The 12,756-nt window shown below is 41.6% G+C and carries 13 protein-coding genes; 7 read left to right on the top strand and 6 right to left on the bottom strand.

From position 1 onward, the window contains the following. Nucleotide 1: 1 nt before the first annotated feature. A complete protein-coding gene (locus AC6CHI_RS03975; protein ID WP_498119529.1) occupies nt 2–850 on the bottom strand; it encodes a hypothetical protein in 849 nt (282 codons plus the stop codon). Between the two features lie 261 nt (nt 851–1,111). Between AC6CHI_RS03975 and AC6CHI_RS03970 the strand changes: the two genes are divergently transcribed. Further along, a complete protein-coding gene (locus tag AC6CHI_RS03970; protein ID WP_458891466.1) occupies nt 1,112–1,678 on the top strand; it encodes a TetR/AcrR family transcriptional regulator in 567 nt (188 codons plus the stop codon). 453 nt (nt 1,679–2,131) lie between these two features. Here AC6CHI_RS03970 and AC6CHI_RS03965 read toward each other — a convergent pair whose 3' ends face one another. Then, a complete protein-coding gene (locus AC6CHI_RS03965) occupies nt 2,132–2,911 on the bottom strand; it encodes a ferredoxin--NADP reductase (protein ID WP_458891467.1) in 780 nt (259 codons plus the stop codon). Nucleotides 2,912–3,016: 105 nt separating this feature from the next. Here AC6CHI_RS03965 and tsaA point away from each other — a divergent pair, with 105 nt between their 5' ends. Beyond that, a complete protein-coding gene (tsaA, locus tag AC6CHI_RS03960; RefSeq protein WP_498119527.1) occupies nt 3,017–3,733 on the top strand; it encodes a tRNA (N6-threonylcarbamoyladenosine(37)-N6)-methyltransferase TrmO in 717 nt (238 codons plus the stop codon). 6 nt (nt 3,734–3,739) lie between these two features. Here the strand turns inward: tsaA and AC6CHI_RS03955 are convergent, their stop codons facing one another. Both AC6CHI_RS03955 and AC6CHI_RS03950 read right to left on the bottom strand, forming a co-directional pair. Then, nucleotides 3,740–4,672: a sensor domain-containing diguanylate cyclase gene (locus AC6CHI_RS03955; protein WP_498119526.1), complete on the bottom strand. Its 933-nt coding sequence runs from the start codon at nt 4,670–4,672 to the stop codon at nt 3,740–3,742. A 263-nt stretch (nt 4,673–4,935) separates the two neighbouring features. Further along, nucleotides 4,936–6,198: an MgtC/SapB family protein gene (locus AC6CHI_RS03950; protein WP_498119524.1), complete on the bottom strand. Its 1,263-nt coding sequence runs from the start codon at nt 6,196–6,198 to the stop codon at nt 4,936–4,938. Nucleotides 6,199–6,453: 255 nt separating this feature from the next. Here AC6CHI_RS03950 and tfpB point away from each other — a divergent pair, with 255 nt between their 5' ends. From tfpB to AC6CHI_RS03930, 4 genes are all read left to right on the top strand, one after another. Further along, nucleotides 6,454–8,211 carry a type IV pilus assembly ATPase TfpB gene (tfpB, locus tag AC6CHI_RS03945; protein ID WP_498119522.1) on the top strand — a complete coding sequence of 586 codons (1,758 nt, stop codon included), beginning with the start codon at nt 6,454–6,456 and terminating at the stop codon, nt 8,209–8,211. A 175-nt stretch (nt 8,212–8,386) separates the two neighbouring features. Beyond that, nucleotides 8,387–8,752 carry a NirD/YgiW/YdeI family stress tolerance protein gene (locus AC6CHI_RS03940; protein WP_498119520.1) on the top strand — a complete coding sequence of 122 codons (366 nt, stop codon included), beginning with the start codon at nt 8,387–8,389 and terminating at the stop codon, nt 8,750–8,752. Nucleotides 8,753–8,846: 94 nt separating this feature from the next. Beyond that, complete coding sequence (locus tag AC6CHI_RS03935; protein ID WP_498119518.1) at nt 8,847–9,512, top strand: response regulator transcription factor; 666 nt, start codon at nt 8,847–8,849, stop codon at nt 9,510–9,512. 3 nt (nt 9,513–9,515) lie between these two features. Continuing rightward, on the top strand, nt 9,516–10,862 hold the full coding sequence (locus tag AC6CHI_RS03930; RefSeq protein WP_498119516.1) for a sensor histidine kinase: 1,347 nt from the start codon (nt 9,516–9,518) through the stop codon (nt 10,860–10,862). Nucleotides 10,863–10,955: 93 nt separating this feature from the next. On the opposite strand, the gene hemP is transcribed toward AC6CHI_RS03930, so the two are convergent. Next, a complete protein-coding gene (hemP, locus tag AC6CHI_RS03925) occupies nt 10,956–11,126 on the bottom strand; it encodes a hemin uptake protein HemP (protein ID WP_100241596.1) in 171 nt (56 codons plus the stop codon). 140 nt (nt 11,127–11,266) lie between these two features. Between hemP and AC6CHI_RS03920 the strand changes: the two genes are divergently transcribed. Then, nucleotides 11,267–12,166, top strand: coding sequence for a thiamine phosphate synthase (locus AC6CHI_RS03920; RefSeq protein WP_498119514.1), 900 nt, complete (start codon nt 11,267–11,269; stop codon nt 12,164–12,166). Nucleotides 12,167–12,204: 38 nt separating this feature from the next. Here AC6CHI_RS03920 and AC6CHI_RS03915 read toward each other — a convergent pair whose 3' ends face one another. Further along, entirely contained in the window at nt 12,205–12,747 is a 543-nt protein-coding gene (locus AC6CHI_RS03915) for a tetratricopeptide repeat protein (RefSeq protein ID WP_498119512.1), read from the bottom strand. Between the last annotated feature and the right edge of the window lie 9 nt (nt 12,748–12,756).

The following is a 12,756-nucleotide window of genomic DNA, read 5'->3' as shown; positions in this document are numbered from 1 at the left end:
CCTATTCCATTGAGCGGGTCATTGTGTTCATTTTGCTCCAGAACTTGGCCCAGAGATCAAGATAAGTCTGCGCCAAAGCTTGGTACTCCGCCTGTTGCTCTGGTTGAAAGCTTTGCATCAACAGCGCCCAGATGTCATCTTCGTGGTTATCGTCATTTGCCAATCGGTCAGAATGATCGACAACACCATGACAAGCATAATACCCTTGTGCAAAGCGCGGATCATATTTCTCAAGATTAATTTTCAGGGCTTCACTGTAGGTAATGACTTGTAATTCTGCACAGGCCAGCAAAATCAGCAGATGATTATAAGAATCGAGATGTGACTGAATAAATTGATTGAGTTCAATCGCCTCTGGACACACGATGTGTTCAGCATGGGGATTGAGCTCGAGTGCTTGTAGTAAGTCGATGAAATAGACCAAGTGCGATTTACTGGGTGAGCTTAAATGTAACTGATAGGTGTTAAAGCCCAATTCATCAATTAAGTTGAGTGACAAGAGATAGCGTGCATAAGCTTTGGCCTGTACACGCTGGTGTGCATGTATATTGGGATGCTGCTCAAGTTGACAAGCCAGATAAATCAGCATGCTCAATGCATCAGTAAACACTTTAACAATCGCGGCAAAATAATTGACATGAATTAATTTAAGTTGCTCGAGAGAGAGGGACTGTTGTTGTAATCGTTTTAAGATGGGTTGGGAAAATAGGGGGTGTTGAAGACTCTGCTGTTTCAACATACTGACTTGCTGAACGTGATGACACCATCGTGCTTGATTAACCGACTGCTGTAAAAAATTTAAAGCTTCCAATCGTGCATTTTCTGATTGGGTAAAAGCAAGTGTACTCATGAGTGAGAAGTCAGATTTTCAATAAATTTAATCATATTAAAAAAAGAATAAATACGCTATAAAGATTTAGAAGCGCTGCTTCACATTTAAGGAATTATTATTATATAATAGTGACATACGAAACTTTACGCATGAGTTTAAGCATCAGATTCAAATAATGATATAATGTTGCTCATCAGTTTCATTACTTAAAAAAGATGCCCCTTTTTTATTCCATTGTGGTCCATTTCTGTTTAAAGATAAGTTTGGTAGGTAAATAGCATGTCAAAAAAAGACGACATTATTAGTACTGCACTTCATCTTTTCAATTCTTATAGTTATAACTCGATTGGAATTGATCGAATTATCAGCGAGTCGGGTGTCGCTAAAATGACATTCTACAAATATTTTCCGTCCAAGGCGAAACTCATTGAAGAGTGCTTACACCGTAGAAATATGAATTTACAAGAATCTTTAGATGCAGCAATAGCTCAGTGTCCAGCTGAGGAATATTTAGATCATATTAAAACAATCTTTTATTGGTACCACGCATGGTTTCATATGGAGGATTTTAATGGTTGTATGTTTCAAAAAGCAGTCGAAGAAGTTTCTAAGGTTTATCCTTCCACCATGCAGCCTGCAATGGAATATAAAGAGTGGTTAACCGAGCGTATTCGTTTTGCTTTGGAAAAGCTGGGTATTCAGCAATCACTACAGTTGGCAACATTGCTAGCAAGTATTTTAGATGGTATGACCATTCAGGCACAGATGGACAAAAATTCAGTCAAAATTGATGAATACTGGAAACGTGTCAATCAATTGATTCAATTGGAGTTGATGGCGGTTTAAGCGTTCTGTGCAAAATAAATATGCAGATTGGGTGCATAGGATCGAGAAATAAAAAAGCGTGAATACCATAAGATATTCACGCTTCGCTGATAGTTCCCTGATATTAATATTTTAGCCAGCACCGAGCAGAAGCTGTCTAAAATATTAATGTTTTGAGGAGCTTTGATTCTCCCTCTTATGTTATTTATTATAATTATTATAAAGTACCCTCTGGATTGATTATAAATAACATCAGCTTAAAAAAACGCACTTTCAAACTAGACAGACCTGTCTGTTTGTGAGTGGGATTATAAGTATTTTTGTTGATTGAAACAACACTTTTAAGACGCTTCGTCGTATTTTATGACAAAAAGTTGTTCTTGTGTTTATTATTTGATCAAATTTAATAAAAATTAAATAACTGAAAAATAAAAAAAACCGAGAAAATTCCTCGGTTTTAAATGGCATTGTTGATTATTTTTCAACAAAAGCACGTTCAATCACGTAATCGCCTAACTCGCCCATACGTGGAGATTCTTTCAAACCATGTTGGTCAAGTAGATCAGCTACATCTTTCAAGAATGCAGGGCTACCACAAAGCATTGCGCGGTCTGTTTCAGGGTTGAAGCGTGGTAAGCCGATTTTTTCAAAAATCTCACCAGATTCAATCGCTGTAGTTACGCGACCTTGGTTTGGATATTCTTCACGCGTCACAGTTGGGTAGTACACCAACTTGTCTTTAATACCCAACTCTTCAAAGAATTCATTGTTTGGTAATTCATTGAGAATAAGATCTTGGTAAGCCAATTCTGAAATGAAACGAGTACCATGAACCACAATAACTTTTTCAAAGCGTTCGTAAGTTTCAGGGTCACGAATTGTTGCCAAAAATGGAGCAAGGCCGGTACCTGAAGAAAGCAAGTACAAGTTTTTGCCAGGGTTTAGGTCGTCTAGGACTAAAGTACCTGTCGGTTTTCTAGAAACAAGAAGTTCATCACCCACTTTAACTTTTTGTAAAATAGACGTTAATGGGCCGTCTGGAACTTTAATTGAGAAAAACTCAAGTTCTTCTTCATAATTTGCACTTGCAATAGAGTAAGCACGCATCAGTGGCTTACCATTGACTTCAAGACCAATCATCACAAATTGACCATTTTTAAAACGTAATGCGGTATCACGCGTCGTCTTAAAACTGAACAGTGTGTCATTCCAGTGGTGTACGTGAGTAATCTTTTCGACGTTAAAAGCAGCCATGAAAGGTCTCAATAAATTATCAAATTAGAACAGCTTGCTATTCTAATCTAAAATCATTCTCGATAAACTGAATATATTTAATTGAACTTATCAGAAAAAGTGATTATGTCTGAAATTCACCTACCCATTATTGGAATTATGCACTCGCCGTATCAGGAAAAGTTTGGAATTCCGCGGCAACCCAACTTGGTTCAGGTTCAATCTTATATTGAAATGCAAGCCCCCTATAATGATCTTGCTGCATTTGAAGGAATTGAGGAATTTAGTCATCTCTGGTTAATTTGGCAGTTCCATGACAATAAAAATGCGCAAAATCATGGAAAATTCCGTGCTCAAGTTAGACCACCACGTTTAGGTGGTAATAAGAAAATTGGGGTCTTTGCGACACGGAGCATGTATCGACCTGCGCCCATAGGTTTGTCGGTGGTTCAATTAAGTGCAGTAAAAAAAGAGGGCAAGTCGGTAAGGGTGTATGTGACTGGAAGCGACCTTTTAAACGGAACGCCGATTCTAGATATCAAGCCCTATATCCAGTATTCTGATGCTCTGCAAACTGCCCAGAGTGGTTATGCTCAGCAAGAGCCGCAGCGCATGCAGGTGCTTTGGTCAGTGCAGGCGGATCGTGAGAAACAAACAATGTTGCAGTGTGGTCAGCTCACACCAGAGCATTTGCATGAGTTGGAGCAGGTGTTGTCCTTAGATCCGCGTCCTGCCTATCAAGAAGACAGTAAGCGGATTTATAAAATGAAGTTTGCAGAATTGGATGTCAGCTTTGTGATTCAGGCACACACGCTAGAGGTGATTGCTTTAGCAGCGGTGTAATCGCGTTCAGATGCGCATGAGTTTGTCCTGATACATATTTTTATCGGCTTCGAGACAGGCGGCAATAATGCCATCACTTGGATCACGTAGCGCAAAACCAATTGCAGCACTAATTTGTTTGGCCTTTAAATTTGCAATAATGCGTTGTAGATGAGTTTCAGAGGCTTCTAAGTCATTTTCTACGGTTAAAATGGCAAACTCATCTCCACCAAGGCGGGCGATAATATCGGTACTTCGACAACTATCAGCCAATACCTTGGCAGTATTACAAATTAATTTATCGCCTGCTGCATGCCCGTGTACATCATTCATAAATTTCAAATCATTTAAATCGAGCATAAATACCGTGGCATGGTGTCCATAAAGTTGGCAACGCTCTTCTTCTGCAAGCACAAACTGGTCCCAGGCACGACGGTTATATAAGCCTGTCAAGGGGTCACGTAAAGCTTCCGCTTGCAGCCTTTCATTTTTTCGGGTTTGTTCAATTTCACGCAGTTCAGTTTGTAAAATTTGGCTAAGTAAATCACCGAGTAATTCGATTAAGCTTTGTTCTGCTTTAAGACTTTCAGATTTTGGCTCAGGGTCTATGGCGCATAAAGTTCCAAACAGGCTGCCATCTTCTTTGGTTAGCGCTTGGCCAATATAGGCTTTGATATTGAGTTGCTGGGCAATCGGGGCTTGGCTATAAGCGGGGATGTCTTCTGCAATCGGAGCAATTTTAGGGCCTTTACCAAGCACCATTTGCGAACAAAAAGAGTCTGTCCAGTGAAAGACTTGTCCCACTTGTATGTCATAGCCATGATTTTCAGTTTGCAAGATGATCCAGTCATCACCTTCGACACGGGTAATCATCCACAGACCAAAACCAAACCGCTGATATAAAAATTGTAATACGGCTTGTCCTGCATCATGAAAACTTTTAAAACCAATGTCGTTCATTCTACGAACCTTTTGCACTTATATAGAGATTGAGTTCAAGCATCATTTTAAATGATTCTTAATTCTTAATTTTATGTAGAGCGAAATTAATCACAAATAATTTTCTGTTTAGTGTGATTAATGTCATGCTTATAAATATTAATGAGGTTTACTAGATTATGCGGTGAATGTACACATTATTTTTTAATCTAGATTAAAATCATTCACATTATGAGTTATATAATGATTGTCTAGATATCTGTTATTGCGTATATACACCGTTATTAATAGATCATCCACCATAATAAACCGATAAAAACCAACATGTGTAAGATTTGCGCAGGTGCAAAAGCTAAAGCATATTGATAGCCACCTGTGAGTGCAGCATTGACTGATTTCGCGATGGCATGTGCTGCCATACCTAAAATGAGTGCAAAAATTAAAGTTTTATTTTCAGGACCACCTTGCACCACAATTGCCGCCATCGCAGCATGAATTTCAAACAGGGATGCCAATAGGGTGCCCATAATCAAACCCGCTTTGCCCAAAAGTAAACTCAGCCCATATATGGCCGCCTGTATCAGCGTTAAGGTCATTGCAATAATCGCGGCTTCTTTGAGGCTGAACATTCGTCCATCCGGTTTTTCAATCGGGGCAGAAGGTTTTGTTTTACGCATCAGCCAGAGCGCCCAAAGGACCAATACTGTCATGGCGGCACAAGCAGGCAGGATAATGATTTTGAACCAGCTGAGGCTAATACCCGCAACAATCAGTAAGATTTGTAGCAAGGTGGCTACACAAGACAATAATGCTGCACCGGCATTCGGTATAGGCTCGGCACGTCCTGCTCGTACTTCCATGCCCAAACTGGCAATGGTGGCGGTACTGGACACAAAACCAGAAGCAAGTGCGGATAAAATTAGGGCATTTCTTGATGAAAGCAGCCGTTTGGCAATATGGGCAAGTGCTTGAACTGCAAGAATTAATGCCAATAGCTTAAGAATAATATGAGGATTAAGTACCGTTCCCCAGAGCGGGATATTGGGGGTTAGGGGTAAGGCCACTAAGATTAAGGCCAGTAAAAATAAGCCATCACGAAATTCATTTTCGGTAATCCACTGACTGGCTATGCCATGGATCGAATGTTTCATCATGAGAATAATGGTCAGAATGACTGATAAACCTGCGGCAAAAGGCGGGTGCCATAAACATAATGCGCCAATAAAATAAGTCATGACAAAAGCCAATTCTGTGGTGATCCCAAAATCATCCACTTGGTAACGGAGTGAAAAAATAGTAATCCCACCAATAATGACGGCACCAATCAGCCCGATTGCAATTCCGAATGAAAAACACAGCGCCCCCATTAATGCGCAAATTGCAAATGAACGCACGCCTGCAAAACTATTGGGATTATCCCGGTGTTTGCTGCGTTCTCGCTCTAATCCCACTAATAACCCGCAGCCTAAAGCTGCTGCCATAATGGTGAGCAACTCTTGGAAGGACGCTTGTTGTACAGTGAGGTTAAAAATTGGATTTGGCAGCATATTTTAAAAACCTTATCAATTAATCCGCTATTTTTTATATCTAAACCCTGTTTAGTTTTTCTGATGATACATATTTAACTTCGGGATGATATTTATATTACATCGCGTTTTAAAAACTGTGAAATATAAAACTGAATATTGCTTATTTATCAATTGAATGATCAAGCACTGAAACCCTATATTTCCCTTTTAAGCCTATAAACACCAACAAAATAAAGTCTGTTATAGTGTCGCTAGAAATTGAGGCTTAGAACAATGAATTTTAATTTTGAAATTGATACCACTTGGTGTTTAGAGCAGTTATTAAAAGATGGGCGTATTGATGAGCGGGAAAAGTTATTAGTCCAAACCACACATCGACAACGCGAGCAGCTAAAGTGGCATCCTTTGCAGTGGATTGCCAATTTTAATTTAAAAGATCAACTCTATCCTCAGACTACACTCTCACTCAATCGTTTAATGCAGTGGCTTGCAGATAAATCTAATCTGACTTTATATGTCATTGATCCACTAAAAGCCGATGTTGCAGCACTGACCAATGTCATGTCGCAGGAGTTTGCTTTTCGTAACCGAATTCTTGCTGTTGAAGTGAAAGCCGATGAAATTTTAATTGCGACGGATCAGCCCTACAAAACCGAATGGGTCGGAAATTTAGAACGCAGTTTATTGCCGAAGAAAATCCAGCGGGTATTGCTCAGTCCAGATCAGCTCCAGCGTTATCTGATTGAGTATTATCAGGTCAGTCGAGCAGTTTCAAACTCGCTGAAGTCAAGCGCTTATGATCGTGAAAATAAAGGGGTAGAAGCCTTATTACAACTGGGAGATACCCAGAATCCAGATGCGAATGATCAGCATATTGTGAAACTGGTGGACTGGATTTTGCAGTTTGCATTTGAACAAAGTGCCAGTGACATTCATATGGAGCCGCGTAAAGATACTGGCAAAGTACGGTTCCGTATTGATGGCGTACTGCACACCATTTATAACATGCCTGCCAACACCCTCACGGCTGTCATTTCTCGGATTAAGATTTTAGGGCGGATGAATGTAGCCGAAAAGCGTAAACCTCAGGATGGGCGACTGAAAACCCGTACGCCAAAAGGGCAAGAAACAGAATTACGCTTATCGACGCTACCAACAGCTTTTGGTGAAAAGTTGGTGATGCGTATTTTTGACCCGGAAGTATTGGTGCGTAGTTTTGAGCAATTGGGCTTCGAAGGCAGTTTGCAAAGTGACTGGCAAACCCTGACTGCGCATAGTCATGGCATTATTTTAGTCACGGGACCCACGGGTTCGGGTAAAACCACGACCTTATATTCTTCCATGAAGCAACTGGCGACCGATCAGGTCAATGTCTGTACCATTGAAGACCCGATTGAAATGTTAGAGCCAAGTTTTAACCAAATGCAGGTGAATGCCGCGATTGATTTAGGTTTTGCCGATGGGGTGCGGGCTTTAATGCGTCAAGACCCCGATATTATTATGGTGGGGGAAATCCGTGACCATGATACTGCAAACATGGCCATTCAGGCGGCATTAACAGGTCACTTGGTTCTTTCGACCCTACATACCAATGATGCACCTTCAAGTCTAACTCGTTTGCATGATTTAGGTGTCCAGCCATTTTTAACGGCAGCCACAATTTTAGGTGTATTGGCGCAGCGTCTGGTGCGGAAGCTTTGCCCACATTGTAAGCAAGAAAACCATATTAATGAAAATGAATGGCAGCATCTGACCTTTGATTACATTATGGAAATGCCGGCAAAAGTCTATAGTGCAGTGGGCTGCGAAGCTTGTCGACATACCGGTTATAAAGGACGTGTCGGGATTTATGAGTTTATGCCCTTGAGTTTGGAAACCAAGCAATTGATTGGCGCTAATGCCAACTTGACTGAATTACGACAACAGGCGAAAAAAGAAGGCATTGAGCCCCTCCGCATCGCAGGTGCACGTAAAGTGATTGCTGGGCTAACGACATTAGAAGAAGTGCTTAGAGTCGTGCCATTAAATTAATATGCGGGTATTACGGGGTTGGATTTAACAGCTTTCCCCCCATTTGAAAGACATGTAGGAGTGGTCATCTTATTTTAGTTGAAAGAAGCTGTTGTTGATCATCTTAAGATTCCACTCATGTTGATTTGTTTTAATTGCTTTAACCAAATTCAGTCATATTAATGAGGGCAAAGTCATGAAACAATTTTCTAAAATGACCATGTTAACGGTATTACTTGGTGGCTTAACCACAATGGCGGTTGCCAATAATGTGGCAGTGAATCAGCAGGCAATCCGTCCAGCGGCGACCACGGTTAAACAAGCCATGACCTTAAAAGATGAAACTCCAGTTCAACTTAAAGGCTATGTGGTGAAGGCATTGGGGCAAGAGAAGTATCAGTTCCGTGATGCGACTGGTACGATGACCGTCGAGATTGATGACGAATTATGGCGTGGTCAGCCAGTTTCAGCCACTACACCTGTCACGCTCACCGGTGAGGTGGATATTGATTATCGTCCAGCGAAACGTGTTGAAATTGATGTTGATCAGGTAAGTTTTTAATCGATTGTCTATTAAGTGCCACATGCTTTGCATGTGGCCTTTGTCTTTTAGCAACACTGACATAAGCTGAATGTGTATTCGAGGCGAAGCGCTCATGCGTATATTATTAGCAGAAGATGATTGTTCTCAAGCCGAAAGCATTAAAGCATGGCTAGAAATGGATGGCTATAGCGTAGATTGGGTCGATCGGGGCGACTATGCCATTCATGCCGCTTCACAGCAACATTATGATTGTATATTGCTCGATCGCGGCTTACCGCAAGCCACTGGTGATGACATTCTTAAAAATATCAGAACTTTGCAGCAAGGTACGCCTGTGATTTTTATTACCGCACGAGACAGTATTCGGGATCGCGTTGAAGGGCTAGACTTGGGTGCCAATGATTATTTGGTCAAGCCGTTTAGCTTGGAGGAACTCTCTGCACGCGTGCGGGCACAGTTTCGACTTCAGCAGCAACCAGCTGCCGGACAGTATTTGTCCTTTGCCAATTTACAATTGGATCCGCAAGCCAAAGTGCTACATCAAAATGGGCAAGTGATTCATCTCACTGCAAAAGAATTTCAGATTTTATATAAATTGATGCAAAAGCCCGAGCATTTAGTCACCCGAGAACAGTTGGAAGAGTCACTGTATGCTTGGGGGGAAGAAATTGAGAGTAATGCCATCGAAGTGTTTATCTATCAATTACGTAAGAAAATTGGCTCAGGCTTGATTAAAACTGTGCGCGGGTTGGGCTATCGTATGAATCAGGAAAATTAAATCGTGAGCAAGCAAATTTCCTTGCAAAAGACCTTGGTTAAAATTGCTGTACTGAGTTCGGTTGCAGCAGGGATTATTGCTTTTATTTTACTGGTCGGTATCTCCATCTATCAAAATATGCAGGTACAAGATGACATTATGGATGAAATTGCTGATGCTCTGATTGCGCCCGAGCATCAACCTGATCTCAAGTCGCAGATTAGCCAGCTCAGTGAGGAGTTTGATTTACAATATCAACTGAGGCAGCAGCAACATATTATCCTGCAGTCTGAACATTTTGAGATAGACGATCACCAGCTTGCATTCGCTGCAGGAGATGAACATTTTGGCTATGTGTGGTCGCATCAGCAGCCTTGGCGGAGTTATCAAAGTATTCATCCAGATACTGGTATGCAGGTGATGGTTTATCAGCCGTTGAAAGTCCGATTTGAAGAAGTCTTGGCCAGTTTTGTGCTCTATGCCGCGCTGTTATTGGGGTTGTGGCTTTTACAGTGGCTGTTTGCATCTTTGGCGATTAAGCGGCAATTCCAAGTCATTCAAACACTCTCGCAAAACATCTCAGCCAAAAGTGCTCAAGATTTATCTCCAATATTCCAACCCGAGCCGGGCCTGACCGAATTGCAACCCATTATTTTGCAACTGAATCATTTACTCCAGCATCTGCAACAATCTTTAGAAGCCGAACAACGCTTCACTGCGGATGCTTCACATGAATTACGTTCACCATTGTCAGCCATTCAGTTACGTCTACAACTCTTACAGCGTAAATATCGGGATCAGCCACAATTTACCCAAGAGCTGCAGCACATTCAGCAAGATGTCAGTCGAGGAACCCAAATGGTAGAAAATTTGTTGCTTTTGGCACGTTTGGATCCGACGGAAACAGCCGAGTTGCAATCTTCGTATATTGATCTGAGTGCGTTGCTGGCTGAAGTATGGCAGAGTCTTGAGATATTTAGCCTTGAAAAGCAGGTACAGCTGCATACTCAGTTACAAGCGAGTTGGATTAAGGCAAACCCAGAATTACTGGCAACCTGTTTACGTAATCTTTTAGATAATGCCATCCGTTATAGTCCGCCGCAGGGCAGGATTGACCTGAAAATATATGCGACAGCGCAAAAGGTGTTTTGCACAATAGAAAATGAAGGAGAAGGTTTGACGGAAAGTATGATGGCCCATTTAGGGGAGCGCTTTTATCGCGTATTGGGCACGAAAACCACGGGGTCAGGTCTGGGTTTATCTATTTGCAAAAAAATTATGCAATTGCATCAGGCTGAACTGCATTTTTCACCTTCCGAGCATGGTGGATTAAAAGTTGAATTGGTGTTTCAGGCTGCTGCTGTCGCTTAATTAGATTATTTGTTTTATTAGCCAGTTAAAAAAGCAGTACGCGCTGACATACTGCTGGTTCCCACGTTTATTGTTATTGGTTTATTTTGATTTTTATTTCGTGAGAATAAGTCGATTATTTCGAGTTAAACGAAGGCGATATTCTTCACCTGCATGCATGATGCGAATTTCACGCCCAAGCGCAAAAAGGTTATTGGAGTGCAACATCGGTAGTGCATGTGCTGATTCGGTATTACGGGTAAATAAGCTAAATGGGGCATTCATTGTTGTTGACTCCGTGGTGTATTCTTGAGTGATTTAAATGATAATCATTATCGAATAGATCTGTCAACGGGATTTTTAAGGATTTATAAAAAAACTAAATTTACTTACACTTATAACACTTTCAAGTAACGGAACTCGCTATGTCTAAGCCCAATATTCATGTCGCAATTGCTTTGCTATTTCATCAAGCTAAAGTGTTAGTGGGTTGGCGGAGTGCAACTCAACATCAGGGCAATAAACATGAATTCCCAGGCGGTAAGGTGGAACAGAATGAAACACCCTTAGAGGCTTGTCGCCGTGAAGTATTTGAAGAGGTGGGAGTGGGGTTAAATGATTGGCATGCATTCGATGTGATTTGTCATGAGTATGATGATGTGGTGGTTAATTTACATTTATTCCATGCAGCCGTGCCTGAAGCCTTATTAAATGAAATACAGCAGCCTTGGACTTGGTACAGCAGATCTGAGTTGTTAAATTTGAATTTTCCCAAAGCAAATTTTGCGATCCTACAACGCCTGTATTGGCCTAATCAGATTAAAATTTCAGAGCATTTAGCCGAATTGCAACAGTTGAAGCCTCAGCAACTCATGTATTGGCGTGTTGAGCATCAAGCGGCAGACTTGGAAGAATTAGAACAATTACCCGCAGAGCTGGCAGCGAATTTGATTATTAATTGGCAGGCTTGGCAGCAATTAACGCAGCCCCTGCAAAAAAGGCTGGCTGCAGTACATTTAAAGCAACATCAGTTGATGGCATTAAAATTGGGCGAACTACCAGTCGGGGTGCGTTTTATTGCGGCTTGCCATGATTTGGTTGCGATGCAGCATGCACAGAAGATTGGTTGCGATGCCATTTTACTTAGCCCTGTTTTAGCAACAGCGACGCATCCTGAGGTCAGTCCATTAGGATGGACTCGCTTTGAAGAATACGCTCAGCAGGTGGATATTCCTGTATTTGCGTTGGGAGGAATGCGAGCAGAAGCCTTACAGGAGGCACAATCGCATCATGCCTATGGTATTGCAGGGATTCGCTTTATTTAGACAACATCTGTTAAACCCGATTCAATCAGGCGCGTGCACTAAAGTGATTTCAGTGCCTGTTGCGCTTGTTGTACGGTTTTACTGTTGTTTTGTTTTTGTCCTGCTTTGGCAATTGCCAACCAGAGTTGTTTTTTCATCGGTTGGGTTTGCGCATAGCTTAGTCCACGTCGAGCTAAGGCTTCTGCATTTGCAGGCTGATTTTTCTGATTAGCCACCAAAGCGAGAAATAAGAAAGTCTCCGCCGACTGTGGTGCTAAACGTTGTGCACGTATAGCTGCGGCTTCTGCATCGTTCCATCGACCTTGTTTATAGGCTTCTTGGGTTTGTTGCATCAGACTTTTAAAGGCTGGTAACTGTCGGCCATCTTCAAATTTCTGCTTTGACTTTTGCTCAGGGATGACCACCTGCATGCTTTGCCGCTTTATTTCAGGCTGTTCATAAGGGGTAATCACCACCCCTGATGAAGCACTTTTTTCTGCTGTGTTCTTTTCTGGTTCAGGGGCCGAGGTAGAAGGGGTCGGAAGACTTTGGCAAGCCGCCAAAGTCATCACGGAAAGAGAAAAAAATAAGGGTCTTAGCATAACAAATGA

This window comes from Acinetobacter sp. GQ146 (assembly GCF_059758585.1).
This window is presented reverse-complemented; position numbering and strand designations above follow the sequence as displayed.